Annotated in this window: 11 protein-coding genes; 10 read left to right on the top strand and 1 reads right to left on the bottom strand. The window is 65.2% G+C overall.

Annotated elements, in window-relative coordinates:
• Nucleotides 1-103: 103 nt before the first annotated feature.
• From ACLV8F_RS08805 to ACLV8F_RS08765, 9 genes are all read left to right on the top strand, one after another.
• Nucleotides 104-1351, top strand: coding sequence for a TolC family protein (locus tag ACLV8F_RS08805; RefSeq protein ID WP_411883856.1), 1248 nt, complete (start codon nucleotides 104-106; stop codon nucleotides 1349-1351).
• Nucleotides 1348-3528 (top strand): ATP-binding cassette domain-containing protein, encoded by a 2181-nt coding sequence (locus ACLV8F_RS08800; protein WP_411883855.1) that lies wholly within the window; start codon nucleotides 1348-1350, stop codon nucleotides 3526-3528. Before ACLV8F_RS08805 ends, ACLV8F_RS08800 begins: the two co-directional genes overlap by 4 nt.
• Nucleotides 3525-4694, top strand: a complete 1170-nt coding sequence (locus ACLV8F_RS08795; RefSeq protein ID WP_411883854.1) for an HlyD family efflux transporter periplasmic adaptor subunit — start codon at nucleotides 3525-3527, stop codon at nucleotides 4692-4694. Before ACLV8F_RS08800 ends, ACLV8F_RS08795 begins: the two co-directional genes overlap by 4 nt.
• A gap of 45 nt (nucleotides 4695-4739) precedes the next feature.
• The gene (locus ACLV8F_RS08790; protein ID WP_411883853.1) at nucleotides 4740-8621 is read left to right on the top strand and encodes a beta strand repeat-containing protein; all 3882 of its coding nucleotides are present in this window, start codon (nucleotides 4740-4742) and stop codon (nucleotides 8619-8621) included.
• A 47-nt stretch (nucleotides 8622-8668) separates the two neighbouring features.
• Nucleotides 8669-19828, top strand: a complete 11160-nt coding sequence (locus ACLV8F_RS08785; RefSeq protein WP_411883852.1) for a beta strand repeat-containing protein — start codon at nucleotides 8669-8671, stop codon at nucleotides 19826-19828.
• Between the two features lies 1 nt (nucleotide 19829).
• Nucleotides 19830-21425 (top strand): tetratricopeptide repeat protein, encoded by a 1596-nt coding sequence (locus tag ACLV8F_RS08780; RefSeq protein ID WP_411883851.1) that lies wholly within the window; start codon nucleotides 19830-19832, stop codon nucleotides 21423-21425.
• Nucleotides 21426-21435: 10 nt separating this feature from the next.
• On the top strand, nucleotides 21436-22119 hold the full coding sequence (locus ACLV8F_RS08775; protein WP_411883850.1) for a methyltransferase domain-containing protein: 684 nt from the start codon (nucleotides 21436-21438) through the stop codon (nucleotides 22117-22119).
• 60 nt (nucleotides 22120-22179) lie between these two features.
• Nucleotides 22180-24498 carry a tetratricopeptide repeat protein gene (locus tag ACLV8F_RS08770; protein WP_411883849.1) on the top strand — a complete coding sequence of 773 codons (2319 nt, stop codon included), beginning with the start codon at nucleotides 22180-22182 and terminating at the stop codon, nucleotides 24496-24498.
• A gap of 65 nt (nucleotides 24499-24563) precedes the next feature.
• Nucleotides 24564-24968: a hypothetical protein gene (locus ACLV8F_RS08765; RefSeq protein ID WP_411883848.1), complete on the top strand. Its 405-nt coding sequence runs from the start codon at nucleotides 24564-24566 to the stop codon at nucleotides 24966-24968.
• Between the two features lie 32 nt (nucleotides 24969-25000).
• On the opposite strand, the gene ACLV8F_RS08760 is transcribed toward ACLV8F_RS08765, so the two are convergent.
• The gene (locus ACLV8F_RS08760; RefSeq protein ID WP_411883847.1) at nucleotides 25001-25288 is read right to left on the bottom strand and encodes a hypothetical protein; all 288 of its coding nucleotides are present in this window, start codon (nucleotides 25286-25288) and stop codon (nucleotides 25001-25003) included.
• Between the two features lie 270 nt (nucleotides 25289-25558).
• On the opposite strand from ACLV8F_RS08760, the gene ACLV8F_RS08755 reads away from it, so the two are divergent.
• Entirely contained in the window at nucleotides 25559-26110 is a 552-nt protein-coding gene (locus tag ACLV8F_RS08755) for a LysR substrate-binding domain-containing protein (RefSeq protein WP_411883846.1), read from the top strand.
• Nucleotides 26111-26165: the final 55 nt, after the last annotated feature.

Here is a 26165-nt window from a genome sequence, read left to right as displayed (position 1 = left end):
GATCGCCCTTGCACTGCTGTCTCTGTGCATTTGCGGCACCGCATATTCACAACCCGAAGCCGGGACACCCCGGGCCGCCGAAGGTGAGGGCATACACCTTGCCATGACCAAGCTGTGTGTCGCCTGCGATGCGCTGTATGCCCTGGCCGATCAAGCGGCGGCTGCACCGCAAGCCACCGCCAGCCTGGGCCTGCGCCAGCTGCTGCAAATGGCCGTCGAGACGCACCCCACGGTGGCCAGCGCGCGTTCCGAGCAGCAATCCGCGCAAAGCATGATCGAGGCCGCGCGCATGCAGTTTTTCCCCGCGCCGGGTGTGCAGACCGACTCATTGTCCGGGCGCAGCGCCACCACATTCCGCCTCACACAGCCACTCTGGACGGGCGGCCGGCTTACCGCCGATCTACGCCTGTCCGAGGTGCGCGAACTCAAGGCGCGTGAATCCATTTCGGATACGCAGATCACGCTGGCCACGCGCGTGGCGGGCATTGCCCAGACTTACCTGCTGAACGTCGGCCGCCGCGTCGCGCAGCAACGCAATGTGGACACCTTGAACGACCTGTTGCGCATGATTGAACGGCGCAGCCAGGCGGAGGTGTCCGCCACGACGGACGTCAACATGGTGCGAACGCGGCTTGCGCAGGCCCAGGCCGACCTCGAATCCTTCCGTGCGCCCGAAAATTCCGCTTTGGCCCAATTGAGCAGCGCCGCAGGCCGGCCCGTGGAGCCCGGCTCGCTTGAATTGCCGGCCACACCACCGCGCCCGCCCATGCTCGCGCGGCTGCTTGAGCGCGCCGTGCAGGACAACCCCCACCTGCGCCTCGCTGAAATCGACACGCGCCTCGCCGCCATCGAGATAGACCGCACGCGCGCCGCGATGTGGCCCACCGTCTCCTTGCGGCTGGAGCGCCAGGTCGGTGAATACCTGGGTTCCACCGCGCCCGGCAACCGTGTCTATGTATCGGTGCAGTACGCGCCGGGCTCGGGCCTTTCGTTGGGCTCGCAGATCGAGGCCGCGGAGCGTCACCTGGCGGCGGTCCAGCGCACGGCTGAAGCCAGCCGGCGCGACGTCACCGAGCGTGTCGAGGCCGAATGGCGCGACCTGGAATCCTCGCAGCGGCGCCTGCCCGAGCTGCAGCGCAGCCGCGAAGGCGCCACCGAGGTCCTGGCTTCCAACCGCCGCCTTTTCGTCACCGGCCGCCGCAGCTGGATTGACCTGCTCAACTCCGTGCGCGAGATCGCCCAGGCCGAGCAGGCGGAGGCCGAGGCCCGCGCCGTCAGCGTCGGCGCCTATTACCGCCTGGGCCTGCTGCTCGGCATCCCGATGTGGTCTCCAGAAAGCGAGCTCCCGTGAACACTCCGCCCCCCGCCAATACGCCATCGTCCGCCGCGCACAACGTGCTGTGGCTGGCCCGCCGCCTGCCCGACATCGTCAAGGACTTGCGGCCCCTGCAGTCGCACATGATGGCCGAACTCGAAAGCCGCCTCGCCGCCGCGCAGGAACAAGGTATCAACCGCGACGGCTTGCGCGCCTGCGTTGACTATGCTTTTGCCTCCATGGGTGCGCGCTCGCAGGCCTGGGGCGAAGGCAGCGCAGCGGCAAGGTTGCCTGCCGTCGCCATCCACCCCGACGTCGGCGTTTTTATCCTGCATCAGCACACGCCCGCAGGCGGCTGGCTGCTCGAAGACGCCTCCGGCAATCGCCACGTCACGGTCCTGCCCCCGGGCGCGCTGTACACCGAAATCCAGGCAAGCCACGCCACGGGCCGCAGCCTTTACCGCACGGCGGGCGAGTTGTTCCGCGGCGCGCTGCGCGACAACAGGCGCTACTTCATCCACGCGGCCATCGCCTCCGTCGTCATCAACCTCTTCGGCCTGCTGACCTCCCTGTACAGCATGCAGGTCTACGACCGTGTGATTCCCACGCAAGGCCTGTCCACGCTCTATGCGCTCACGGCCGGCATCGTGATGGGCATTTTTCTCGAGCTGATCGCCAAATTCGCGCGCGCCACCATCACGGAACATTCCGTACGCGCCATGGACGTCGATCTTTCGCACAGCATCTTCGAGCGGCTTCTGCGCGTGCGCATGGACCAGTTCCCCGCCAGCGTCGGCACGCTCTCCGCCCAGTTGCGCAGTTACGAAATGATCCGTTCCTTCGCTTCCTCGGTCACGCTTTACCTGCTGGTCGATACGCCCTTTGCCATTCTTTTCCTGGCCGTGATCTACCTTTTGGGCGGTCCCCTGGTTGCCGCGGTGCCCGTGGTATTTTTCATCGTCGCGCTGGCCGTCGGCTTTCTTTTCCGCCGCGGCATGGAGCGCCATGCGCTCTCAGGCCAGGCAGCTTCCAACCGCAAGCTGGGCCTGTTGGTCGAGGCGGTCGAAGGCGCGGAATCCATCAAGGCCAGCGGCGCCGGCTGGCAGTTCCTCGCGCGCTGGAACGGCCTGACCCGTACCAACATCGACGAAGACATGCGCCTGCGCCACCTGGGCGACTCGGCCACCTATTACGCCGGCTTTTTGCAGCAGATCAGCTATGTGCTGTTGGTCGCCACCGGCGCTTACGTCGCTTCCACGTCCACCTCGCTCACCGCGGGCGGCATCATCGCCTGCTCCATCATCTCCGGCCGCGTGCTCACGCCGGCCGGCATGCTACCCGGTTTGATGGTCCAGTGGGCCAACGCCAAGTCGGCCATGCGCAGTCTCTCGCACATCTTCAGCCTGGAACAGGACAACCACGCCGTCGAACGCCCCCTGGCCATAGACCGCTTGCGCGGCGAGGTGGCGGTGCAGGGCCTCGAATTCGGCTACCGCGGCCACGCCACCGTGTTGCAGCTCGAAAACCTGCACATCAAGCCCGGCGAAAAAGTCGGCCTGCTCGGGCCCGTCGGCAGCGGAAAGAGCACCTTGCTCAAGCTGCTGTCCGGCATGTACATGCCCTCCAAAGGCCGCGTCTCACTCGACGGCATTGACCTGCAGCACATCTCCCGGCCCCATCTCAGCGACCGCCTGGGCTACCTCCCGCAGGACGTGCGCCTCTTCGCCGGCACCCTGCGCGACAACCTCACCACCGGCGTTCTCGGCAAGACCGAGCAGCACCTGCTCGCCGCCTGCGAACTCACCGGCCTGCGTCAGGTGATCGCCGCGCACCCCAAAGGCTTCGACATGCCCATCGCCGAAGGCGGCACCGGCGTGTCGGGCGGGCAAAAGCAGCTGATCGCCCTGACGCGCATGGTGCTGGCCGCGCCCGACGTCTGGCTGCTCGACGAACCCACGGCGTCCATGGACGAAACCCTGGAGTCGCGCACCATCGCCGCACTGCGCGCCAGCGTGCAGGTCGACCAGACGCTCATCCTCGTCACACACAAACCCGCGCTGCTGCAACTGGTGGACCGCCTGGTCATCCTCTCACCCACCGGCGTCGTCATCGACGGCCCCAAGGCGCTGGTATTGCAACAGCTCGCCGCCCGTTCCCGCCCCGCACCTGCGCCCGCTGGCCGTCCCGGCGCACCCCTGGAGGCCGTCGCATGAAATCCGCATATCCCTCATCGCCGGCGTTGCGTTCGGCGCAACGCCTCATCGCCCTGCTCATCCTCATCATCGGTTGTTTCCTGGCATGGAGCTTGTGGTTCGACGTCGAGCAGATCGCGCGCAGCACCGGCCAGGTGATTGCCAGCTCCCGCACCCAGCTGGTGCAAGCCACCAACGACGGCGTGATCGAGAAATTCCTGGTGCGCGAAGGCGGCCACGTCAAAAAAGGTGAAGTCCTTGTCATGCTTGAGCGCGAACAGGGGCTGGCTTCGCTCAGCGACAGCCGCGCCAAGGTCGCCGCCCTCAAGGCCGCGCTGGTTCGCCTGCACGCCGAGGTCCTGGGCCGGCCCCTGGTGTTCCCCCCCGATGTGCAGCAGTTTCCGGCCTTCGTCAGCAACCAGACGGAGCTCTTCCAGCGCCGCCAGCGCGCCGTCAACCAGGAAGCCGCCGCGCTGCAATCCATGCTGGCGTCCACGCGCGAAGAGCTCGGCATCAGCGAGCCGCTGCTCAAAAGCGGCGACATCTCCCGCGTTGAAATCATCCGCCTCAAAAAACAGGTCGCCGAACTCGAAGGGCAGATCACCAATCGCCGCAACAAATATTTCCAGGACGCCCAGGCCGAAATGACCAAGGCCGAGGAAGACCTGGCCACGCAGGAGCAAGTGCTCGCCGACCGCGCCACCACTTTTGAGCGCACCGAAATCCGCGCGCCCGCCGACGCCACCGTGCGCAACATCCGTTTCACCACCCTGGGTTCGCGCGTCAAGGCCGGCGACGTGGTGATGGAGCTCACCCCCAGCGGCAGCGACCTCGTGGTGGAAGGCAAGTTCAAGCCCGCCGACATCGCCGGCATCCACGTCGGCCAACCGGCCGCGGTCAAGCTCGACGCCTATGACTACGCCGTCTACGGCGTGCTCTCCGGCACCGTGAAGTACGTCAGCGCCGACGCCCTCACCGAAGACACCCGCGCCGGCGAAAACATCTATTACCGCGTGCAAGTCCAGCTCGACCCGGTGCAGCGGCACAAGGTCACCGGGCACAAATCCGTCGAGATACAGCCCGGCATGACGGCCAGCATCGACATCCGCGGCACCAGCCACTCGATTTTCCGCTACCTCACCAAGCCCATCACCAAGACATTTTCCGAAGCCTTTTCCGAACGTTGACCTTTCGATTTTTACTTTTTTCTTTTTTTAACCAGGAGACCTGCCATGAACCAGATGCCCCACCAAGCCGCCAACAACACTGTTGCCAATACAAACCCGGTCCATGCAGAAAACCTGCCGGTCACCGTCGCCGCCGCGCAAACCGTCGTGCCGCAGGCAGTTGTGCAGCAAGGCGCTGCCACCGACAAACCTGCCCCCAAGCCAGCGACGGCAAGCAAGGCGCCGCCACCCAACGCCGCCGCCGCCATCCAGATGGAACAGGAAGCCGCCGCCAGCCAGGCGCGGCAATCCGCCGACAAGCTCCTGCGTAAAAAGCGCCTCGGCGAATCGGAGGACGACCAGAACGCCGAATCGTCGGCCGACTCGTCATACGATGTGGTCGCCGCCAACGCCACCGAAGCCGCCGCGCCTGCGGAAGCAGCCACGGCGGCTGGCGGGTCCGGCACCGCCACTGCAAGCAGCACGGGATGGCTTCCCATTGCCGGCGGCGGGCTGGGCCTGGCGGCCATCGGCGGTGGTGGCGGTGCCGCGGCTGTCGTGGTGCCTCCCACCGTGAGCACCTTCGCCGTCAGCATCGCCGCGGTCGCCGGCCCCGTCACCGCCGCGCTCAACTACAAGATCTACGACGCGCAAGGCAACGTGGTCGTCTCAGGCGTCACCGACGCCAACGGCAAGGTCACCGCCAACATCCCCGTCACCTATGCCGGGCAGCCGTTGCTGATCTCACTCACCGATGCCAACGGCAACGCAGCCGACTTCCGCAGCGAAACCGCCGACGCGGCAGGCGGGGGCACGAGCCTGGGCAGCACCCCGCTGCGCGCCGCCTTTTTGGCCACGGGCTCCGCCCAAAGCATCACCGTCAGCCCCATTACCGACCTCGCCGTTCAAAAAATGGGTATCACCACCAACGCCGCCACGGCCTCCGCCGCCACCGTGGCCGCCACCAATACCCTGGTCGGCGCCACGCTGGGGGTGACCGACATCCTGGGCGCCGTCACCACGGTGCTCAGCGCCGACTACAACGAAGGCAACGGCCTCAGCGCGGCTGAAATCTACGGGCAACTGCTGGCCAAGTTCGACGGTTATGACCACGCCCCCGGCGGCAGTATTGGCGCCACCCTGGCGGCCTTCCTGGCCGCCATCAACACAGTCGATCCCGTTGCGCGGCAAACCGCCCTCAATAATTTGCTGATCACCGGCGCCGCCAACTTCGAGGCCGGCGTCAACACCGCCGCCGTCACCCTGGTGAACAACCCCACCTTGACCATCACCGACAGCGAGGGCGGCACCGCCACAGATGCGGTGACCTATACCTTCACTTTCAGCGACGCCGTCACCGGGTTCGACGCGGCCGACATCACCGTCACCAACGGCACCAAAAGCACCTTCACCGCGGTCACCGCCATGGTTTACACCCTGGTCGTCACGCCCACGGCCAATGCGGAAGGCGCCGACGTCGGCGTCACCGTCAATTCGGGTACAGGCGGCATCGGCCACCACAGCACCATGACGGCCACCATCGCCCAGAAAGCTGCGGCCCAGGCCTATGACACCATCGTCCCAACCGCGCCGGGCATGCCGGATCTGGACGCCGGCAGCGACAGCGGTGGCTCCAACACCGACAACATCACCAGCATCACCGCCCCCACCATCACCGGCACGGCGGAAGCCAATTCCACGGTGACGCTGTACGACACCGACGGCACCACGGTGCTGGGCACCGGCACGGCCACCGCCGGCGGCACCTATTCCATCGTGAGCAACACGCTCATCGAAGGCGCGCACACCATTACCGCCAAAGCCACCGACGCCGCCGGCAACGTCAGCGTTGCTTCCAGCGGGTTGACCATCACCATAGACACCACAACCCCGGCAGCGGCCGCCATCGACATGGTTGCCACCGACGACGTCGTCAACGCCGGCGAACAGGCGGGCGTCATTACCGGCACCAACGAGGCCGGCGCCACGGTCTCGCTGAACCTGGGCGGCGTCAACCGCACGGCCACCGTCACCAACACCACCTGGAGCTACACCCTCACGGCAGCGGACATCACCAACATGGGGGAGGGCCCTGAAACGCTCACCGTCACGCAGACCGATGCGGCCGGCCATACCAGCACAGGGGCCACGCGCGACATCACGCTGGATACCATGGTTCCCACGGCCACCATCGCCACAACGGTCTTCTCGGCCGACACCGGTACGGCCGGTGACTTCAACACCGCGACAGCCGCGCAAGACATTACCGGCACGCTGAGCGCCAACATGGTGGCCGACGAGATCGTCGAGGTTTCCATCAACAACGGCACCAGCTGGACCACGGCCACCACCACGCTGGGCTCCAACGCCTGGTCGCTGACAGGTGTCACCCTCACGGGCAGTGACACGCTCAAAGTGCGCGTCACCGACACGGCAGGCAACTCCGGCACCGTGCATTCACAGGCCTATGTTCTGGACACCGTGGCGCCGGCGATGGGCACCATCACCTTCAATGCAGCCGAGAACGGTACTGCCGTGGCCACACTCACGGCCACCGATACGAATGCCCTGACCTGGAGTACCACGTTGACCGGAGATGACGCAGGCATGTTCTCGATGACCAGCGACGGTGTCCTCACCTTCCAGGGTGCGAAGGACTTCGAAGCGCCCGACGACAACGGCGCCAACCACGTCTACGACCTCAGCGTGCAGGTCAGCGACACGGCCGGCAACACCACCACGCAGGCCATTACCGTCAACCTGACCGATGTGAACGAGGCGCCCACTGTGGCCAATGCCATCCCCGACCAGACCTTTTTGGTCGGCGGCGCGGTCGACACCTTCACCTTCGCGGCCAATACCTTCGCCGACCCTGACACCACCGCACCCAACAACACGCTCACCTACACGGCCACACTGGCCGATGGCGGCGCGCTTCCCGCCTGGCTCAGCTTTGACGCGGGAACCCGCACCTTCAGTGGTGACCCTCCGGCCAGCGGCACCATGACCGTGCGGGTGACGGCCAACGACGGCGGCACGGGCAACCTCCATGTGTTTGACGACTTCGTCATCAACTCCGTCACGGCGCCCACCATCACCAGCACCATCGACAACGTCACCAACCTCGACGTCACTTCCAATATTGTTCTGACGGCTTCCGAAAACGTCACAGCGGTGGGAGGAAAGTTCATCCACATCGTGAATGAGGTGGGTACCGGCTATCAGGGCGAGTCAACTGTTCACAGCTTCGACATCGACGTCAGCGATACGAGCAAGGTGACCATCACCGGCAACAAGATCACCATCAACCCTGATCTCCTTTTTGACCTGGATCTCGCCAACAACTATCACATCACCGTAGATGTCGGGGCTTTTCTCGGAACGGTCAGCGGGCAAGCCAGCATTGCGGTCAGCGATGTGACTGCCATGAATTTCTCGACAGTGACACCGGGAACGGGCGGTTTGGTGGGTGCCGCCACATCCGTGATGATGGCCAATGGTGTCGATGCCGTTACGACGGGAAGCAAATGGCTGGATGTTGTGGGGGTTGGCGACCCGACCGGCTCAGCCACAGCGGCAGGCGCCACTTACGATCTTTCCACCGGAAGTTTTGTCATCGTGGGCGGCAAAGACAATGACGTTGCCGGCGGAGATGGCAGCGCTTATGACGGAATTACGGTGTTGAACACCTACTGGGTGGCGCTCATGGGTTTTGGCGCCAATGACACGATTTACATTGACGACCAGTTCAATGATGCGGCCAAGGTGAACGATTTTTCCCTGTCGTCGTACAACGCGGCGACAAGCAGCCCTCCGACTTCGGTTCAGTTTGCTTCCACAGCGGGCCAGGCCTTTCTCGATGTGACTGTGCCCGGATTGAATCCGACGTTTACCAGTCTGGCAGAGTTCCAGGCCGCCACCAGCAATCACGCCGTCATTAGCGGTTAATCGGCAAATCGACTCCAGCCCTATCCCTCAACTTCAGGAGCCACGCCATGGCGATCACTTCCAAATATGTTTTATTGACGTCCCCCGGTTCGAATTTCATCGACTTCGCCCTCAGCTACGGGACACTGACGCTTGATGGCGAGGAGATCAAATATCTGGGGTCGTCCGCGGTTGACGCGGTTTTTGTGCACCCCGGCATGACCTTCGATTTCACCTCGGCAGGCGCCGGTGCCGACAAGATATACCTGGGTGGCAATTTTGCGGATTACGGCAAGTCGGCCAGCGGCTCGACGCTGACCTTGACGCGCACCGTTAGCGGGAAGACCGAAACGGTATCAGTGATTGGTGGAACCGGCCCGTCGAACGATACGCTGGTGTTTGCCGATGGCACGGTGACGTCCCTGGCCACCATTAATTTCGTCAAAGGGACGGCGTCAGAGCCGGTGCGTAGCGGTGAAACTTCGTTGGCGCCGAATCTGCCAGCGACGCTCAATGCCACGGTGAAGGCCGTGGCCCTGGATGCCACCGGGGAAACGTTTGCCCTGGCAAGCCCAGGCATGAGCTTCAAGATTCTCGGCGGCAGCGGTGTTGATACCGTCTATATCAAGGCCGGCACAACCGTTGATGCGTCAAGTTTGGGCGGGGGCAATGACCTGGTTTACTTCACCGGTAATTGGGCCAGCTATACGAAGTCTATTTCCGGCAGCACCATGGTCTTTACGCGACCCTTGGGCGGCAATACCGAAAGCGTCATCGTCGCAGCCGGTACAGGCGCCTCTAACGACAAGCTGGTCTTTGCCGACGGGGCGGCGTTTTCGAACAACATCAGGACCGCCTTTGCCGGCAATCCCTCCGTTGCGCTGTCCGCGGTCAGCGGCTTTGACGGGGCCACGGTAACACCCGGAGTATCTTCGGCCGTCACCACCGTCAACGTCAGCACCGCCCCCAACCTCAGCGGCCAATCCGTCATCAGCGGCAAAGCCTCGGCCAATGCCAGCGTCACCATCGCCATCGACCCCGACAACAACGCCGCCACCAGCAACAGTTTTACCTACGCCGTCACGGCCGACGCCAACGGCGACTACAGCCTGAACCTGGCCACCGCCACGCCCGCCAGCGGCACGCCCAGTTTTGTGGCCGGCACCGCCAGCGTCAGCGTCACCCAATCCGTCTCCGGCCTCGGCAGCCCCGCCACCGTCATCACCCTGCCCGTCAGCACCACCACCAGCTACAGCGCCAGCATCGCCAGCGACCAGGTCACCGAAGGCGGCAATGCCGTCTTCACCGTCACCCGTTCGGGCGACACCAGCGGCGCCGGCACCGTCGTTTACGCCACGCAAAACGGCAGCGCCACCGCCCCCGGCGACTACACCAGCGTCGGCGCCACCACCTTGAGCTTCGCGGCCGGTGAAACCAGCAAAACCGTCACCGTCACCACCATTGACGACGCCAACGTCGAAGGCAACGAGACCCTGAGCCTGGTGCTCAGCAGCCCCACGGGCGGCATCCTGGGCACCGCCAGCGCGGTGGCCACCATCGTCGACAACGAAGGCGCGCTCTTCAGCATAGCCGGCACGGCCACGGGCGTGAGCTTCTCTGAGGGGGTCGGCACTTACACCTTCACCGTCAACCGCAGCGGCCTGACCACCGGCGCGGCCACCGTCGTGGTCAACTCCACCGGCGGCACCGCCACACCCGGCACGGGGGGCACCAACGACTACAACGCCATCGTCAACCAGACGCTCAGCTTTGCCGCCGGCGAGACCAGCAAGACCGTCACCGTCACGGTCAATGAAGACCTGCTGGTCGAAGGCAACGAGACCTTCAGCCTGCAGCTCAGCAGCGCCTCGGCCGGCGCCCTGATCGATCCCGCCAATGCCAGCGTCACCGCCACCATCCAGGACAACGAGGTCGCCGTCATCAGCATGGACGGCGCCGCCGCCGGCCTGGCCTTCAGCGAAGGCGCGGGCACCGTCACCTTCAGCCTCACGCGCAGCGGCCTGACGACCAATGCCGTCACGGTCGTGGTGCAAACCACGGGCGGCACCGCCACCCCCGGCAGCGCGGGCAGCAACGACTACAACGCCATCGTTAACCAGACCATCAGTTTCGCCGCCGGCGAAACCAGCAAGACGGTCACCGTCACGGTGAATGAAGACACGCTGGTCGAAGGCAACGAAACCTTCAACCTGCAGCTCAGTGCGCCTTCTGCCGGCGCCATCATCAACGGCGCCAGCGCCAGCATCACCGCCACCATCCAGGACAACGAGGCCGCCATCATCGGCATCGACAACGCCGCCACCGGCGTTGCTTTCAGCGAGGGTGTGGGCACGGTGACGTTCGGTGTCACCCGGGGCGGGGACACCAGCACCGCCGTCACGGTGGTGGTGCAAAGCACGGGCGGCACCGCCACGCCCGGCACAGGCGGCAGCAACGACTACAACGCCGTCGACCAGACGATCAGCTTCGCCGCCGGTGAAACCAGCAAGACCGTCACGGTCACGGTGAATGAAGACGTGCTGGTCGAAGGCAACGAAACCTTCAACCTGCAACTGAGCAGCCCCTCGGCGGGCGCCATCGTCGACAGTGCCGGCGCCAGCATCACCGCCACCATCCAGGACAATGAAGCCGCCGTCATCAGCATCGACAACGCCGCCACCGGCATCGCCTTCAGCGAAGGCGTGGGCACGGTGAACTTCGGTGTCACCCGTAGCGGGGACACCAGCACGGCCGTCACGGTGGTGGTGCAAAGCAGCGGCGGTACCGCAACGCCAGGCAGCGCCGGCAGCAACGACTACAACGCCGTTAATCAGACAATCAGCTTCGCTGCCGGCGAGACCAGCAAGACCGTCACCGTCACGGTGAATGAAGACGTGCTGGTCGAAGGCAACGAAACCTTCAACCTGCAACTCAGCACACCCTCGGCCGGCGCCATTATCAACAGCGCGAATGCCAGCATCACCGCGACCATCCAGGACAACGAAGCGGCCGTCATCAGCCTCGACAACGCCGCCACCGGCATCGCCTTCAGCGAGGGCGTGGGCACGGTGACTTTCGGTGTCACCCGAAGCGGGGACACAAGCACCGCTGTCACCGTGGTGGTGCAAAGCACCGGTGGTACCGCAACGCCAGGCAGCGCTGGCAGCAATGACTACAACGCCATCGACCAGACGATCAGCTTCGCCGCCGGTGAAACCAGCAAGACCGTCACCGTCACGGTGAACGAAGACGCGCTGGTCGAAGGCAACGAAACCTTCAATCTGCAGCTCAGTGCGCCTTCTGCCGGCGCCATTGTCGACAGTGCCAATGCCAGTATCACCGCAACCATCCAGGACAACGAAGCGGCCATCATCAGCCTCGACAACGCCGCCACCGGCATCGCCTTCAGCGAGGGCGTGGGTACGGTGACCTTTGGTGTCACCCGAAGCGGGGACACAAGCACCGCTGTCACCGTGGTGGTGCAAAGCACCGGTGGTACCGCAACGCCAGGCAGCGCTGGCAGCAATGACTACAACGCCGTCGACCAGACGATCAGCTTCGCCGCCGGCGAAACCAGCAAGACCGTCACCGTCACGGTGAATGAAGACGTGCTGGTCGAAGGCAACGAAACCTTCAACCTGCAGCTCAGTGCGCCTTCTGCCGGCGCCATCGTCGACAGCGCCAATGCCAGCATCACCGCCACCATCCAGGACAACGAAGCCGCCGTCATCAGCATCGACAACGCCGCCACCGGCATCGCCTTCAGCGAAGGCGTGGGCACGGTGACTTTTGGTGTCACCCGCAGCGGGGACACCAGCACCGCCGTCACGGTGGTGGTGCAAACCACGGGTGGCACAGCCACACCCGGCACGGGCGGCACCAACGACTACAACGCCATCGTCAACCAGACGCTCAGCTTCGCCGCCGGTGAAACCAGCAAGACCGTCACGGTCACGATCAATGAAGACGCGCTGGTCGAAAGCAGCGAAACCTTCAACCTGCAACTCAGCTCACCTTCGGCCGGCGCCATCATCAACAGCGCCAGCGCCAGCATCACCGCGACCATCCAGGACAATGAAGCGGCCGTCATCAGCATCGACAACGCCGCCACCGGCGTCGCTTTCAGCGAAGGCGTGGGCACGGTGACTTTCGGCGTGAGCCGCGGCGGTGACACCAGCGGCGTCACCACGGTTGTCGTGCAAAGCGCCGGCGGCACGGCCACACCCGGCACGGGCGGCACCAATGACTACAACGCCGTCAACCAGACGATCAGCTTCGCCGCAGGTGAAACCAGCAAGACCGTCACCGTCACTGTTAATGAGGATGTGACTGTCGAAGGAAACGAGACCTTTAACCTGCAGCTGAGCAGCGCTTCAGCCGGCGCGCTGATCGACCCCGCCAAAGGCAGCATCACCGCCACCATCCAGGACAACGAGGCCGCCGTCATCAGCATCGACAACGCCGCCGCCGGCGTTGCCTTCAGCGAGGGTGTGGGAACGGTGACTTTTGGTGTCACCCGAGGCGGGGACACCAGCACCGCCGTCACGGTGGTGGTGCAAAGCACCGGCGGTACCGCAACGCCAGGCAGCGCTGGCAGCAACGACTACAACACCGTCAACCAGACGATCAGCTTCGCCGCCGGTGAAACCAGCAAGACGGTCAGCGTCACGGTCAATGAAGATACGGCCATCGAAGGCAATGAAACCTTCAACCTGCAATTGAGCAGCCCGTCGTCCGGCGCCATCATCGACGGTACCAAAGCAAGCATCACCGCGACCATCCAGGACAACGAAGCGGCCATCATCAGCATTGACAATGCCGCCGCCGGCGTCGCTTTCAGCGAAGGCGTGGGCACGGTGACTTTCGGTGTCACCCGAAGCGGGGATATCAGCAGCGCCGTCACCGTGGTCGTGCAAAGCGCCGGCGGTACCGCAACGCCAGGCAGCGCCGGCAGCAATGACTACAACGCCATCGTCAACCAGACGATCAGCTTTGCCGCAGGCGAGACCAGCAAAACCGTTACCGTCACGATCAATGAAGATGCGGCGGCCGAGGGCAACGAGACCTTCAACCTGCAATTGATCAACCCGTCGTCCGGCGCACTGGTCGACACCGGCAAGGCAAGCATCACCGCCACCATTCTGGACAACGACCAATCGGTGTGGAGCGTGGCCAGCAGCGGTGATGTCAGTGAAGGCGCGGGCTTCTTGACCTACACGGTCACGCGCACCGGAGCCACAGCAGCGGCCACGATTCAATTTGCAACCGCCGGCGGCACTGCCACGGCAGGCGCCGACTACACCGCAGCCGCCAGCCAAACCCTGAGCTTCGCCGCAGGCGAAACCAGCAAGACCATCACGGTAGCCGTCACCGATGACGCAGTCGCCGAAGGCAATGAAACGGTGAACGTGGCGATTAGCAACGCCAGCAGCGGCACCATCAACACAGCGACAGCCAGCGCCACCATCCAGGACAACGACCAATCGATCTGGAGCGTGGCCAGCGCGGGCAACATCAGCGAAGGCGCGGGTTTCCTCACTTTCACGGTGACAAGAACCGGCGCGAGCGGCGCCTCCGCCATCGAGTTCTCCACGGCCGGCGGCACGGCCACGGCGGGCGTCGGCAATGACTACACGGCCATCGCCAACCAGACACTGAGCTTTCTGGCCGGCGAGATGAGCAAGACCGTCACGGTGGCCATCAACGACGACGCAGTGGCCGAAGGCAATGAAACCGTGGTGGCCGCCATCAGCAATGCACAGAACGGCAGTATTGCCACGGCCACGGCCACAGCCACCATCCAGGACAACGACCAGTCGATCTGGGCCGTGGCCAGCGCGGGCGACGTCAGCGAAGGCGCGGGTTTCCTGAGCTTCACAGTGACAAGAACCGGCGCGAGCGACGCCTCCACCATCCAGTTCTCTACGGCCGGCGGCACGGCCACGGCGGGAGCGGGCAATGACTACACGGCCATCGCCAACCAGACACTGAGCTTCGCAGCCGGCGAGATGAGCAAGACAGTCACGGTGGCCATCAACGACGACGCCGTTGCCGAAGGCAATGAAACCGTGGTGGCCGCCATCAGCAATGCGGAGCACGGCTCCATCGCCACGGGCACAGTCACCGCCACCATCCAGGACAACGACCAGTCGATCTGGAGTGTGTCCGCACCCAATACCACGGCGGACGAAAGCGCGGGCCTGGTGGGTTACACGGTCAGCCGTACGGGTGCGGCTCCGCAAGCCACCATCAAGTTCAGCACGCGGGGATCAGGTTCGTCGAACGGTGCCGATTCCGCGACAGACTATGTGCCCGTCACCGACCTGGTCTTGAGCTTCAATGCCGGCGAGATGATCAAAACCGTGTATGTGTCCGTGATCGATGACACGGTGAAAGAGGATGGGGAGGGTTTGAGCGTCGGCATCAGCGACGCCGAAAGCGGCACCATCGCCACGGCGACGGCGAACGTCACCATCCAGGATAACGACCAGGCGGTGTGGCGCGTCGATGCCGCGGCAAGCACGGTCAGCGAAGGCGCGGGCGCCGCGACCTATACCGTGAGCCGCACCGGCAGCACCGGTACCGCCACCGTACAGCTGGTGGCGCAGGGAACGGCCATCGGCTCGGGCGTTGATTATGTTCTGTCCACGCAAACCCTGAGCTTCGCGGCCGGCGAAATGAGCAAAACCGTCACGGTGGCCATCACGGACGATGCGGCGGCCGAAAGTGATGAAACGCTGTCCCTGATCATTGCCGGTACCAGTATCGGAGGCTCCAGCGCAAACGAGGCCACCGTCACCATCCAGGACAACGACCAGTCCAACTGGAGCATCGCCGGCCCCGGCAGTGTGAACGAAGGCGCGGGCTTTTTGACCTACACCGTCAGCCGCACCGGTACAGGCGGCGCTGCCAGCATCCGCTTTACCACCGCCGGCGGCTCCGCCACGGGCGGCAACGGCAGCAGCGGCGACTACACCAGCACGGACCAAACCTTGAATTTCGCCGTCGGCGAAATGAGCAAGACGGTCACGGTGGCCTTGCGTGACGATGCCCTGGCGCAGGGCGAAAGAACCGTGCTGGGGGTCATCAGTGACGCCAGCACCGGCGGCAACATCGTGACCCAGGCCGCCAGCGCCACCATCGTGGACAACGACCAGTCGCTGTGGAGTTTCGCGAGCGCATCGTCGGGCAAGGAAGGCGACGGCTTCTACACGGTGATCGTCAGCCGCAGCGGCGCCACCGGTACCGCCGAGACCATTGGGTTCACCACCGAGTCCACTTACACAACCTTGCCGGGAGTGGACTACACCCCCCTCAGGACAACGCTGAGTTTTGCCGCGGGCGAGACCAGCAAAACCATCCTGATCCCCATCGCCGAAGACACGCTGCTCGAGTCGCGCGAGACCTTCTATATGGAGTTATACGGCGCCAGCAGCGGCGAAATTCTCACGCCCTTCATCAACGCCCTGATCAGCGACAACGATGGCGTCAACTGGCGGGCCGAACCGCTGGCGTCCGGCCGCGTGAATGAGTCATCGGGCACGCTGGCTTATGTGGTTCAGCGCACCGGCGGCCTGGATCCCGTGGCGGCAACCGTGGTGATGGGGTATTCGCGCACGGGTTCCGGTGCCGACTTCAGCCCGGTTCCGGTCTTCCAGACCTTGAACTTTGCCGAGGGCGAGCTGAGCAAGATCGTGCTGCTGAACATCAACGACGACACGGAACCCGAGGCCAATGAAACCGTCAACGTAATACTGCTCGCTTCCGACCTGGGGCGCCCGGTGTTTTCCACTGCCCGTCAGGTCGGCACCGTGGTCGACAACGACAGGTCCACCTGGATCGTGGGGCCCGCGGATGCCAATACCGACAACGCGGTCAGCGCCGAAGGCTCGGGTTTCATCAGTTTCAGCGTCAGCCGCACCGGCTTGATGGACGCGGCCACCATCGAATTTTCCACCGCCGGCGGCACCGCCACGGCGGGCGTCGACTACACGGCCCTGAACCATCAGGTTTTGAGCTTTGCCGCCGGCGAAAGCAAAAAAACCGTGCTGGTGCAGGTCACCAACGACGGCCTTGCCGAGCTGAACGAGACGGTTGTTGGCCAGATCAGCAACGCCAGCATCGGCGGCGCCATCGCGACGGCCAGCACCACCATCACCCTCAACGACGACGACCAGTCGATCTGGTCGGTCAGTGACAACGGCAGTGCCGGCCCCGTCGAGACGGCCAATGGCGTGATCAGTTTCGTCGTCAGCCGCACCGGCGCGGCCGGCAGCGCCGACATTGTGTTCTCGACCGTGGGCGGCACCGCCACGGCGGGCAGCGACTACACCGCCATCCCCAACCAGACCCTGCACTTTGCCCAGGGCGAGATGCACAAGGTGGTGATTGTCGACCTGCTCAACGACAGTGTGCCCGAGGGCGAAGAAACCATTTTCGGTGTCATCCATGACGCGACCAGCGGCACCATCCTCACGGCAACCGATAGCGTCAGCGTCTTCGACGACGACCAGTCCGACTGGCGGGTGGCGGCGATCGCGGGCAACTATGAGTCGTGGGGGTCGGGGTATTTCCTGGTGACCCGAGCCGGCAATTCGGAGGCCGCGGCCACCATCGTCTTCAGCACGGGCAGCAGCACCGCGACGGCGGGCGCGGACTACACCGCGTCGGTCCAGACCCTGAGCTTTGCCGCCGGCGAGTCGCAAAAGGCTGTTCGCGTGGCGATCGCCAGCGATGGCGTGGCCGAGGGCAACGAGCAGTTCAATGGCATGCTCAGCGAGGCCAGCGCGGGCAAGATCACGACGGCCAGCGCCGGCCTCGTCATTTCCGACGACGACACGAGCACCTGGACACTCGCCGGCCCCGGTACCGTGAGCGAAAGCGCGGGTTTCATGACTTACACCGTGAGCCGTAGCAGCGGCGCGGCTGGCGCCAGCATCGAATTCCTGGTCGTCGGCGGAACGGCCGATTCGAACAGCGATTTCACCAATCCGGGCCTGACGACCCTGAGTTTTGCCGCCGGGGAACTCAGTAAAACCGTCACCGTGGCGGTGACCGCAGACACCGTGGGTGAACTGAACGAGACCGTGACTGCGATCATCAGCAACCCCACCACGGGCATTCTGGGCTCGGGAGCCATCACTGGAACGATCGCGGATGACGACCAGTCCCTGTGGAGTGTGGCCGCTGGCATCAGCTCGGTTGAAGAAAGCAATGGTTTCGCCGTTTACACCATCAGCCGCACCGGCGCCAGTGCCATGGCCAACATCAACCTTTACGTGGGCATGGGCGTGAACGCGGCGACGACCACGGCCCAGGCCATGGCGGGTGCGGACTTCACGACGCAGACCTGGTCGCTGGTGTTCGCAGCCGGTGAGATGAGCAAAACCGTCCTGGTGCCCATCCTCAATGACAGCCTGGCTGAAGTCGCTGAATTCATGACGGGGGTGATTGCCAATGCCGACACGGGCACCATCGTGACCGCCTCAGCCTCCCCCAGCATCGCCGCCAGCGACCAGACGCGCAGCCTGTTCAGCATTGCGGCAAGCCAGGCCAGCCTGAGCGAGGACGACCCGCGCGCGGTCTACGTCGTCACCCGCAGCGGCAACCTGGCCGCGGCGCAAACGATTGAGTACTACGTCGCGGGCGGCACGGCCGCCTCGGGCGCGGACTACACCGCCCTGAGCCCGGCCACCCTGAGCTTCGCCGCGGGCGAAACCACCAAGACGGTGGCGGTGAACCTGCTGCCCGACGCCCTGGTCGAGGGCAGCGAGACCCTGATCGTGGGCTTGCGCAATGCCTCGGGCGGTGCGATCACCACGCCCACCGCCACGGTGACCTTGAGCGACGCGGAAACCGCGGCTACGGCCACCTACGCGATTGCCGCCCTCGCCAACGCTTACGAGGATCTGGGTGTGGGGGGCTGGACCATCACACGCAGCGGCGACCTGAGCGCGGGTGCGGTCACCTACTTCCGCACCAACGGCGGCACAGCCGCGGCAGGGGTGGGCAATGACTACACGGCCGTCACGACGCAGACGCTGAGCTGGGCGGCGGGGGAGGCCCGCAAAATGGTGCAGGTCACGCTGCTGAGCGATGCGGCCACCGAGGCCACGGAGACGATCACCGGGCAAATCGCCACCGACAGCGGCTTCACCGTGGGAACGGCCACAGCCGACCTGTCCATCCTGGACAACGACACCGCGGCCGGCGTGAACACTTATGCGATTGCCACCACGGGGACGCCCTATGAATCCACCGGTGTAGCCGCCTATACCATCACGCGAAGCGGTGACCTCGCGATTGCCAGCACCAGCTATTTCCATACGCTTGGAACCGGCACCGCCACCGCAGGTGCAGGCGCAGGCGGGGACTTCACCGCGGTTGCCGGGCAGACCCTGAGCTGGGGCGTGGGCGAAGTGACCAAGGTGGTGACCGTGGCCTTGACCAGTGACGCAAGCGCCGAGCGCAGCGAAACCATCATCGCGCAGATCGCCACCGACAGCGGCTTCACCACCGGAACGGCGAACGCCACCACCACGGTGCTGGACGACGACGCCCAGGCCATGGCAACCGGTGTGGCTGACACCCTGACCATAGGCACGGCCAGCGGCAGCTACCTGGGCGGCAGCATTCTGGACACCGGCGACCTGAACGACGTGGTGACCATAGGGGCAACAGCGTCCACCGTCAACACGGTGATCAACCTGGGTGACGGAAATGACACGCTCAATACCAATACCGCAGCCCTGTTCCTGGTCAATGGCGCGCAGTACATAGGCGGCGCGGGCGTTGACACCTTGAAACTCGGTACCAACACGACGGCGTATAACTTCAGCACCACGGCTTCAGTGGGCAACCTTGTCAAGGGTTTTGAGATCATTGACATGACGGCCACGGGCAACCAGACCGTTAACCTGAGCTTGCAAGACGTGCTCGAATTCACCAGCGGCAACACGGTGGCGGACACGCTGCGCATCACCGGCAATGCGAGCGACATCCTGAACCTGCAGGCCCTGGGCAAGACGCTCAGCACGCCGGCGCCGGGAACGGGCAACCTGACGGACGTGGATGGCGTTACTTATGACGTAGTGGCGCACGCCAACGGCAATGCCATGGCCAACGACGTGAGCATAGGCGGTTCAACCTACGACGTGTACCAGTACCAGCACGGCGGGCATACGCTGACGCTGCTGATCAACACCTTGCTGTCGACCACGGTGGTCTGACGTGAACGACGCGCCAGCTCTTTCGTCTTCGCCGGCCGACGCACCGCTGCGCGCGGCCAACCGCGCCTATGGCGACAAACGCTGGGCCGATTGCGAGCGCCTGGTGCAGCAGGCGCTGGCGGCGCAGCCGGAGTCGGTGCAGGCCTGGCGGCTGGCCGGTGCGCTGGCCTTCCAGGGCAACCGGCCGGCCCAGGCCCAGGCGGCATTCGAGAAGGTGCTGGCTTTGGCTGCGGCGCTGGGCGGCGAAAGCGGCGAAGGCGGCGCGGACGACTGGTTCAACCTGGGCTCGGCCTTGGACCAACCGCGCCGGCCCGACCTGAGCGAGCGCGCCGAGCAGGCTTATCGCAAGGCCCTGGCGCTGGGCGCCACGGACAGGGAGGCGGTGCTGCGCCAGCTGGCCGGCATGCTGCGCGCGCAATATCGCTTTGCCGAGGCGCGCATGCTGTGGCAGCCCGAACTCGACATCGCGCTGGCGACCGGTGACAGCGCGGCACAGGCGCGGGTTTACACGGCGCTGGGCGCGGTGGCGCTCGAAGAATCGCGCTGGCCGGCCGCCAGGCCCTTGGTGGAGGCCGCGTGCGAGGCCGACCCGGCGTACGCGGAGTCGCAGTTCAGCCGCGCGCTGGGCTTGCTGGCCGAGGGTGACTTTGAGGCCGGCTGGCCGGCGCATGAATGGCGCTGGAAGGTGTCGCAAGCCCAGGGCAGCTGGCGCGACTACGGCACGCCCTGGGCGGGTGACGAACTGGGTGAGCGCATTTTGCTGGTCTGGGCCGAGCAGGGTTTGGGCGATGCGATGCAGTTCGCGCGCTTTTTGCCGCCGTTGCGGGCCGCGTACCCGCAAGCGGGTTTGCTGCTGGTGTGCCGCCGCGCCCTGCACCCGGTGCTGGCCGGCATGGCGGCGCGCGAGCGCATCGCATTGATGCCGGCGGAAGACGCGGTGCCGGGGCGGGTGCAGGGCCATGACGTGCACGTGCCCTTGCTGAGCCTGCCGCTGCACCTGGGCTGCAGGCTGGAGCAACTGCCGCCGCCGGCGCCGCTGGCCGCGAGCCAGGAGCGCATAGACGTGTGGCATGAGCGCATGACGCGCTTTTGTTTCGCGTCCATGCCGCGCACCGCCAGAGGAACAGTCCGCGGCCGTGCGGTGCGGCAACTGGGCCTGGTCTGGAGCGGCTCCGATGCGCAGACGATGGCGCAGCGCCGCAACATGAGCCTGGCCGACCTGGAGCCTTTGCTGTCGGTGCGCGGCGTGCAGTGGCACAGCCTGCAACTGGGCCCGGCGGCGGCCGACATCGCGACCTCGGCGTGGCAGGGCTGCATCGTGGACTGGAGCCACCACCTCACGGATTTCGGCGAAACGGCCGCGCTGATGAGTTGCCTGGACGGCGTGGTGAGTGTGGACACGGCCTGCGTTCACCTCGCGGGCAGCTTGGGCCGCCCGGCCTGGATGCTGTCGCGATTTGACGCCTGCTGGCGCTGGATGGCGCCGCGCGAGGACAGCCCCTGGTATCCGGGCCTGAGGATCTTCAGCCAGAACACGCCCGGTGAGTGGGCGGGCGTGGTTCGGGCCCTGGGCGGGCATTTGAATGCGGCGGCATGAAGGGAGCGGTATGAGAGAGGCGAGCAAAGCCTTGGTGCGGCGTTTGGCGGATGCGAGGTTCGCCACGCGTTATTTTGTGGGCAAGGGCATGGATCTTGGCCGTGGCCCGGACCCAATTTCGCTGTACCCGGAGCTGTTTCCGCGCGTGGAGCAGGTGAAAAGCTGGGATTTGCCCGAGGGCGATGCACAGTACCTGAGAGAGGTACCCGATGCCTCCCTGGATTTTGTGCACGCCTCGCATTACCTGGAGCACTTGCGCAATCCGCAGGAGGCCTTGCATCACTGGTTTCGCGTGCTGAAGCCGGGCGGTCACCTGGTGTGCGTGGTACCCGATGAAGACCACTATGGGCAGGGATGCTCCCCTTCCACCTTCAATGGCGACCCCAAGTGGACCTTCACCCTGTGGAAGGAAAAATCCTGGAGCGTGCGTTCGCTCAGCGTGTTGGAGTTGCTGCAGACGCTGGGCAATGCCGCGGAGGTGGTCAAGGCGGAACTGCTGGACGCTACGTTTTGCTATGACTTGCCGCGTTTTGGCCAGACGCTCACGCCGGCCGGTGAATCGGCCATTGAATTCGTGGTTCGCAAACGCACCGATGCGGAACTGGAAAGGGGCGGCCGGCTGCCGGACCCGCAAAGGCAGTTGACGCCCCACGGCTTGGCCTTGCTGACGGGACAGCCTGCCAGCAGCCATTGACTGAAGTCCCGTGAAGCGCATGGAGAGCCGGCTCTCCATGGGCCAGGATTCGACGCCACCATGAGCACCGCGCACGCCATGCATTCCCATGCCACCCTTTTCCACGCGGCGCTTGCCGCCCACCAGCAAGGCCGGCTGGACGACGCCCGCACCGCATACCTCCAGTTTTTACAGGCAGAGGCCGGCCATGCGGACGCCTTGCACATGCTGGGCGTCGTGCACCTGCAAAGGCGTGAGCCCGCCGAGGCGGAAAAGCGGATCCGCCAGGCGCTCGCACTGGAGGAAAAAGCCGCCCTGTTCGCCAACCTGGGCAACGCTTTGAAGGACCAGCGGCGCCTGGACGAGGCCGAGGCCGCTTTCCGGCGGGCGCTGCTGCTGGACCCCGATGACGCGAGCACGCACAACAACCTCGGTGTCCTGTTGAAAGAAGGCCGGCGCCCGGACGAAGCAGAGGCGGCCTACCGGCGCGCGCTGACGCTCAGGCCCGACTATGCCGAGGCGCTGAACAACCTGGCCAACCTGCTGAGAAAAAGCGGGCGCCTGGACGAGGCCGAGGCTGCCTACCGGCGCGCGCTGGAACTCCGGCCGGATTACGCCGAGGCGCTGAACAACCTGGGCGTCCTGCTGAAGAACAGCCGTCATACGCAAGATGAACGCGATGGCGCAGCGGCGCCCCGCGACGCGGCGCAGGCCACACCGGGCCATGCGAGGGCCTTGAACGACCTGGGCAACCGGCACCAGACCAACCGGCGCCCCGCCGAGGCCGAGGCGGCCTACCGCCAGGCGCTGGAGGCCTGGCCTGAGTACGCGGAGGCGCACAACAACCTGGGGGTGCTGTTGAAGAATGCCGAGCGCCTGGCTGAGGCCGAGGCGGCTTTCCGGCGTGCGCTGTCACTCAAGCCGGACTATGTCGCGGCCTGGAACAACCTGGGCAACCTGCTGCAGCTGGGCCGGCGCCTGGCTGAGGCCGAGGCCGCCTACCGGCAGGCGCTTGCGCTCAAGCCGGATTACGCCGAGGCCTGCAACAATTTAGGCCTGCTGCTGCAGAACAGCGGGCGCTGGCCGGAGGCGGAGGCGTCTTTCCGGCGGGCCGTGGAACTGCGGCCCGGCTACGCCGACGCCCACCAAAACCTCGGCAACCTGCTCAAGGAAAGTTCACAACCCGTTGAAGCGGAAGCGGCCTACCGGCGCGCGCTGGCGCTCAAACCGGACTATGCCGAGGCGCACAACAACCTGGGCCTCTTGCTCAAGAGCGACGGGCGGCTGGCGGAGGCAGAGGCGACCTACCGGCGCGCGCTGGAGTTCCAGCCGGACCGCGCGGAGATTCACAACAACCTGGGCATCATGCTCAAGACCAACCAGCGCCTGGCCGAGGCCGAGGCGGCGCACCGGCGCGCGCTGGAAATTGCTCCCGCTTATGTGGAAGCCCGCCTGAGCCTGTGCCTGCTGCTGCTCAGCACCCGGCGTTATGCCGAGGCCTGGCCGCTGTATGAGTCGCGTTATGCCCCGGAGCGCAAAACCCTGGTCGTTCCTTTTCCGTCCCTTCCCTGGCCGCAGTGGCGGGGCGAGTCGCTGGCGGGCAAGTCGCTGGTGATCTGGCCTGAGCAGGGCTTTGGCGACTACATCCAGTTTGTGCGTTACGCCCCTATGCTCAAGGCGCGCGGCGTCTCGCGCCTGACGCTGCTGTGCCGCGCGCCGCTGGCGGCTCTGCTGGAAACGGTGGACGGCGTGGACGCGGTGGTCACCGACGAAAGCCGGCTTCCCGCGCATGACTACTGGTGTTTTGTGCTGAGCCTGCCGCTGCATTTTTCGGTCACGGCGGAGACGATAGGCGAGGTGCCCATCCCCTATCTGCATGCCCTGCCGGCCCGTGTGGCGCGCTGGCAAAAGCACTTGCCTACAGCGGGCCGCAAGGTCGGGCTGGTCTGGAAGGGCAGCCCGGGACACGGCAACGATGCCAACCGCTCGCTGCCCGGCCTGGCCAGTCTTGCGCCGCTGTGGCGGGTGTCGGGTGTGGCCTTTATCAGCCTGCAAAAAGGTCAGGGCGAGGAAGAGGCTTCCTCACCGCCGGCGGGCCAGCCCCTGATCGCGCTGGGAGCGCAGATGGAGGACTTCGCTGATGCGGCGGCCATCGTGAGCCGGCTGGACCTCGTCATCTGCGTGGACACGGCGGTCGCGCACCTGGCCGGCGCGCTGGGAAAACCCTGCTGGGTGATGCTGCCCGCCGTCGACACGGATTGGCGCTGGGGGCTGGAAGGAAGCGGCTCAGCCTGGTATCCGGGCTTGCGGCTGTTCAGGCAGGCGCGGGCGCAGGACTGGCGCGCGGCAATCGACGAGATTACGGCCGCGCTGGACGCCTGGGCGCGCCCGGATGCGTAGACTCCGCCTCGCAAATCGCCCGGGCGCCGCAAGCCTGGATGAAAAACAAAAAAAGGGAGTGATGTGTGAGCAAAGTCGACAGCGAAGACAGCTGGATTCTTTTTGTGGTCGGTGTGGCGCTGGCCGCCTTTATCGTTTCGAAATTCTCGCCCCATCTTGGCCTGGACATGGCCACGGGCGGCATGGTGCTAGCTCGCCTCGCGGTGTGGGTGGTGGCCGTGGGGCTTTCCTGGAAGCTCTCGGATGAATTTCCCGCGCTGGGATTGAAGGCGATATGGCCCTTGCTGCTGTCGCTGCACTGGTTGTGCTGGTGGCCGGCGCTGGACTTCTGGGCCGTCAAAGGCGTGGCGCCCCACCTGGTTCGCCAGGAGATGCTTCCCTGGTGGGCGGCCTGGTACACCCGATGGGGCGTACTGCTGGGCATTGCCGCCTGGGGCTACATCATGAAGAAGCTGTTCGACCGCGACTGACACCCGCGACAGCCGGCCCGCGCGCGGGCTACCTACTTCTTGACAAACATCTCGTCGAAGGCCTGCTTGCGTGAGGCCCTTTGCTCCTTCATCCACCGCAGGCGGAATTTTTCGGCCTGGATTTCAAACTCGGCGGCCCGCCGGCGGTGGGACCTCGCCAGGCTGTCCAGCTTGATGTAGCCCGCCTGCCAGTAGGTGGCCCTTTCGGCCCTGGACTTTCGCTGCCGCTTCATCAAGCGCCAGCCGACGAGGGAGACGATCGCGTACAGCGCGAAAGGCAGATAAATGGACATTGCATTCCCCGCATTGATGGCTTCCATGTCATTCACCTCCTTGGTGGTGTTTCCCGGTTACCGCAGTTGCCTGCGCGACGGGTTTGTGACTCCGCCTGCTTGTGTATCGACTTCAGCGTGGTCGCGACGGTGCATGGGGCCCCGGGGTTTGGGGACGCTGCAAGGGACTCATGCGCTACGGGTTGTGCCCTGAATTTCGCGCGTATGGCCTTGGATCGCTGTAGTTGGAATGATCTCGCAATGTCGGCAGAAAGACATTGTTTGGCTATGCTTTTTCGGCATCACCTGCGTTGATTCTTGCATCGTGCCGGGCAGGCCCCGCAGCGGCGCAATGGCGGCCTGGCGCGCAGCGTCAAGAGCGGCGAGCTGGACGCGGCGGTGTTTGTCGAAGACTCGGAGCAGGAACTCAAGGGCATGCTGTGGACACCGCTTTATACGGAGCCGCTGACGGTCGTGGCAATTTCCCAGAGCGCGCCGCCCGGCAGCGACTTCAAGAAACTGCTGCGCGAGCAACCCTTTCTGCGCTTCGACCGGCGCACGCCCAGCGGCATACGCGTCGAGCAGACCCTGCGCAAGCTGGGTGTGGTGCCGCGCGACTTCCTGGAGCTCAGCTCGCTGTCGGCCATCATCGAGCTGGTGCGCCAGAACGTCGGCATCACCATGGTGCCGCACATCAAGAACGCCGACTGGGCCAACGACGCCTTGCTGCGCGTGCTGCCCTTGCCGGGCCGGCCGCCGACGCGGCTGATCGGCATGCTGGAGCAGGGGAAAGAGCACATCACCTCGGTGATACGCCGGCACCTGGTCGACCTGCTGGCCGAAAAGAGCGCGGCGCCGGCCGGCAAGTGAGGGGGCGTGGCGCGCGCTTTGTGCCGCGCCCACTGAACTTTTCGGCCCGGCCCCC

It is taken from the genome of Polaromonas sp. YR568, from assembly GCF_943369675.1.
Classification (GTDB): Bacteria; Pseudomonadota; Gammaproteobacteria; order Burkholderiales; family Burkholderiaceae_C; genus Polaromonas.
The sequence above is the reverse complement of the archived record's forward strand: the minus strand, read 5'-3'. Positions and strand labels throughout refer to the sequence as shown.